At 47.2% G+C, this 4,747-nt stretch carries 3 protein-coding genes; 1 reads left to right on the top strand and 2 read right to left on the bottom strand.

Features of this window, described 5'->3' with window-relative positions; all coding sequences use genetic code 11:
• A partial coding sequence (locus tag AB1756_04645) for a DUF4143 domain-containing protein (protein ID MEW5806619.1) occupies positions 1-723 on the top strand: 723 nt, incomplete at its 5' end.
• Positions 724-777: 54 nt separating this feature from the next.
• Here the strand turns inward: AB1756_04645 and AB1756_04640 are convergent.
• Both AB1756_04640 and AB1756_04635 read right to left on the bottom strand, forming a co-directional pair.
• A complete protein-coding gene (locus tag AB1756_04640; protein MEW5806618.1) occupies positions 778-2,031 on the bottom strand; it encodes a hypothetical protein in 1,254 nt (417 codons plus the stop codon).
• Between the two features lie 568 nt (positions 2,032-2,599).
• Positions 2,600-4,705: a S9 family peptidase gene (locus tag AB1756_04635; GenBank protein ID MEW5806617.1), complete on the bottom strand. Its 2,106-nt coding sequence runs from the start codon at positions 4,703-4,705 to the stop codon at positions 2,600-2,602.
• Positions 4,706-4,747: the final 42 nt, after the last annotated feature.

Below are 4,747 nucleotides of genomic sequence, written 5' to 3'. Positions count from 1 at the left end.
GCCAAGGCTTTCGATGAGTACCTGAAGTATGGGGGATTCCCGGAATCGGCGGAGCTTGCAGACGAGTCGGCAAGGCGGCGTCTGATGCAGACCTATTTCGACACGATTTTCTACAAGGATGTTCTGGAGCGATACGGTATTCGCGCCCGTCGCCTTCTCAACATCCTCATGAGGAACATTCTCGAGAGCTACTCATCACTGTTCTCGATCTCGGCTTTTGAGAAACAAATCAAGGCGCATGGACAGGCCGGAAGCAAGCGCAGCATAGCGGAGTATCTGCGCTATCTTGAGGAGGCCTTCTTCATGACGACATGCGAGAAATTCGATTTCTCACCACGCAAACGGATGATGAATCCGAAAAAGGTCTATCTGATGGACACGGGATTTTCGCTTCTCTCTGGTGCATTCACTGAGAATCGCGGTCGTCTCCTGGAAAACGTCGTGGCCATCGAGTTTTTCCGGCGCCGCCGTCGCTTTCTCTATTACAAGAACGCGGGGGAGTGCGATTTTCTGGTTCAAGAGGGAACCCACGCGGCCGAGGCATGGCAAGTGTGCTGGAAGCTCGACCGCTCCAACGAGAAACGGGAGATCAACGGTCTGCTGAAGGCCCTGCGCGAGTATCGCATTGCCAAAGGGGGCATCCTGACGTACGGGCAGGAAGAGACCCGAAACATCGAGGGCACCTCAGTCCGTATCATGCCAGTCTGGAAGTGGCTCCTGTGATTTCGTGGAGCTTTTTGAGGGAGGAAGCTGCGTGACTACTCGTATTTCAGAATGTTAATTTCTATTCTTGCCGCCAGCACTTTTCTGGGTTGTGATAGAGCTGACTGCGGATAATATATCCTCAAATATCTTATCGTCCATGGAGGGGAGCTGATACCAGGGAATCTGCCTGGAAGAACATAAGGACTGAACAATTCCTCTGAGCCTTTCAGAAAACTGATCGCCATAGAGAAAAACACAAAGAGACCGTCTGATGTAATCATCAAGTTTTTGATCATGCATCCTGGTCGAATGGATAAGCAGATTAATTCCCATGGCACCGGCTATTTTAAAATAGGAAGAGGGAATCTCTTGCTTATCGCAAACAATAGTAATTGTGGTTCCTGGGAGAAAGTGATGACCTTCCTTTTCTCTTTCAGCGGCAAAAATGGTAGCCTGAAGCAATTGGATCTGGTTTCTATAAGACAGGAGGTCATTTCCAATTCTTTCATTCTCCCTGTAGATCTCTTGCAGCTCTATTTCCATCTCGTCTTTCAATTGCTTTTCCTTTTTCAAATCATGTTCAAGTTTTTCAACGTTTTTCTGCAGAGCATTGATCTGAGAAATATATTCTGAAGATTTACTTTCCTGATTTTGGATGGAGTTAAGCTTTCTACTCATCTCATTTAATCTTGACGCTGCTTCTTCGAGCTCTCTTTTCTGATCTTTATTTTCCTTTTTCAAAGAAAAATAGAGATTCTCCAGCTTGGCCCTCGAATCCTTTTCTCTTTCGATCTCCAGGTATAATCTCTCTCTTTGTTCTTCGAGTTCTTCCAATTTTTTTTGTATCTCCCCAAGTAATTTAGCGTTATCTGGAATTGATTCCTCTGATTTCAGCTCTTTTCTCCAGAGATTCTTCTGATGGACTTCCTGTTCCAGGCGTGCAACCAGCTTTTCAGTCCCCGTTCGCAGGTCATAGAGGAGGGCTAAATAGATATTAATAAAGCCGTGTTTCTTAATGAGCGAAGAAAGCTCTTTATTTATATTTGCTACAGACATACTTTCTAAAGAAGAGAGCACCTTTTGTTGGCGAAAAACCCACTCCTCAAGCATGACTTGTCTCAGAAGTACATCTTTATAAAAATGAGGAGCTATTTTGAAGGCTATCCGTTCTTTGGATAAGGTTTCAATTCTAAATCCAGAAAATTCCTTCTGCATGAGGGCATTGGTTTTTATCAAAAAAATGAAAAAATCTTTAGGCAACGAATCAATAAATTGGTCGAGCAGGTCCTTAGGGATATTTCCATTGACTAAATCCTTCCATTTCATTATTCTCTCCTCCTTAAAGGACCTTTATATCTTCTGCCCGATTCTTCACGTTTCAAGATTTCCTCGAAAGTTGTATTGATGCGCGGGAAATTCTCTTTTTTCACATGGCACCACTTTGCCCGTTTCCCCATGAATTTCTTGGCTTCGATCCTTGAAAAGGCTGCCATCATCATATTCCTGCAGAAAAATAATTGTCAAGAGTGAATAAAGGGGATGCTTTCGAGAAATTGCCTTTTTCCAAAAGCAGCGCCTTCATTAAGTCCTCATCCGGGAGTACCTCCATCACCATCGTGAGTCGCTCTAACTCCCGCTACTTTTGACCTGTCGTCCACCTCTTAACTTTTTCCTGTAATGAATTATTTTCAGAGGATGTCGCGAAGATATCGATCTCTTATGAGGCTCATGTCTTTCATGCTTTTCCCAGTATTCTCTGTATGACTTCATTGACTCTTTTTCTTATCGAACATCTACAGCCACCTTGATATAGCTGCCCAGAGCTTCCAGCATGTCATCGATCTGCTCTTTTGTCGCCTTGCAATTTAAAAAGTGGATCTTCATGAGAACTGTTCTACTCCTTGGGCTTCGCAAAGACGCGGTTGCGCTGAAAGTCCTCGACGGACCAGGGCGGCGGCTCGCCACCAAGGTATTTGTGGAACCAGTCGATATGGGCGAGATAATAAAATGCCATTTCATACCATGAAGGCCAGTGCCCCGCCTCCGGGAAGACGATGAGCCGGGAGGGAATGCGCATCCTCTGGAGAGCCGTGAATAACTGGAGGCTCTGAGTGTAAGGGACGCGGAAGTCCTTCTCTCCGGTGATGATGAGCGTGGGAGTCTTGAAATTGGGAATAAAATTGGATGGTGACCACTTCTCGTAGTCCTTTGACGTCCAGGGAGTTCCTTTCAGGTCCCATTCCGGGAACCAGAGCTCTTCCGTAGCCCCCCATTTAGATTTCAGATCGTAGACTCCCATCATCGAGGCGATGCACTTGAAACGATCCGTGTGTCCGAGAATCCAGTTCATCATGTAGCCGCCGTAGGACCATCCCATGGCTCCCATCCTCTCTGCATCAACGTAGGGAAGCTTCGCCAGATGGTCGACTACCTTCATAATATCTTCATAAACTTTTCCTCCCCAGTCTCCCGAGATCGCCGCCGTGTAAGTCTGGCCGTACCCCGTGGAACCGTGCGGGTTTGGAAACGCCACGATGTATCCTGCGCCGGGATAGACCTGCCAGTCTCCACGGAAAGCATCCTGCCACTGCGATTGTGGTCCGCCATGAACGTTGATGATGAGCGGATACTTCTTGCCGGGGTCGAAGTTGTGCGGCTTGACCAGGAAGACTTCCACATCATTTCCAACCGCTCCAGGGACCGTCAGTCGCTCGGCGGGGCGGATGTCCACTTCATCCACGATCTGCTGGTTGAAGGAAGTGAGCTTCTTCGGTCCTGATCTCTTCAGATCATAGCGATATATTTCCCAGGGCTCTCCCACTGATCGGTGTATGTAAACCATGAACTTCTCTCCAGCATCGACGGCAAAACTGTCGATAGTGGCATGAGATAAAACCTTTTCTATCTTCTTGCTCTGAAGATTGAGGCGATATATCGGATTCTCTCCTCTCACCTCCGCCGTAAAAAAGATGTTTTTAGAATCGCTGCTCCATTCGAAATCGTCAACCCAGTAATCAAAATTGGCGCTATCGGTCAGCAATCTGTGTTTTCCGGTAGCCAGTTCGATCACCTCCAAGCGCCAGAGATCGGATTCGTAGTCCGGGATTCGCTGCGTGCGGTAAGCAAGATACTTCCCATCAGGAGAAAAGCATGGCGTCATATCCGCCGCTTCGTTGGCAGAGGTTATGCTTTCCGCTGATGATTCCTGGATTTCTCCTCCCAGTCTCACTGTGAAAATATCGGAGTTCGTCGATTCGGCCAAGTGTTGCACGCGCTTGGATGCAAATGCAACCATCTTGCTGTCCGGCGAAACATCATAGAGAGATCCTCCGAGAGAAAATACGGGGGAATCAAATCTTCCTGGAGTTATGTCCAGAACTCTTCCTTCCATGTCAACTGAGAAGATGTGATTGACCTTTCCGTCCTTCCAGAAGTTCCAGTGGCGGTAGAGAAGGCTGTCCGCCACATGCGCCTTGAGAGGTCCTCTCTCCCATGTTTCCTTTATATCTTTATTGCACCTGTCATCGGCTCCACATTCCGGATAGACATTCGAAGTGAAGATGATGAAGGAACCATCATGTGCCCAGATCGGGTTCTTTATCCCTGTGGAGATCGACGTCAACTGCTTTGCCTCTCCCCCGTCAGTGGGGATGAGATGAAGCTGCTCTTTGCCAGAGCGGTCGGAAATGAAGGCAATGCTCTTTCCGCAAGGCGACCACTTTGGCGAATGGCTGTTGCTCTCCTCCGATGTCAACTGGAATAAACCGCTCCCGTCAGCGTTCATGACCCAGATAGTCTGATGGCTCTTCCCATCCTCAAACTTATAGGTAGTAACGGTAAACGCTATCTTTCTGCCATCGTGTGAAAGAGCCAGATCTCCGATCCTTTTCAGTTTGTAAAAATCGGATATGCAGAACGGTCTCTTCTCCGCGTGGGAAAGAGAGAATGTCAGCATTATCACAAGAGACAGGGAAACAATAAGAACGATCTTTGATTTCATGGTTCCACCTTTGAGTGTAACAAATCAGTTTAATAACTTCTA

This window comes from Acidobacteriota bacterium, assembly GCA_040752675.1.
Lineage (GTDB): Bacteria > Acidobacteriota > Polarisedimenticolia > JBFMGF01 > JBFMGF01 > JBFMGF01.
Note: the sequence above shows the minus strand (reverse complement) of the source record. Positions and strands in the feature narration are given on the sequence as shown.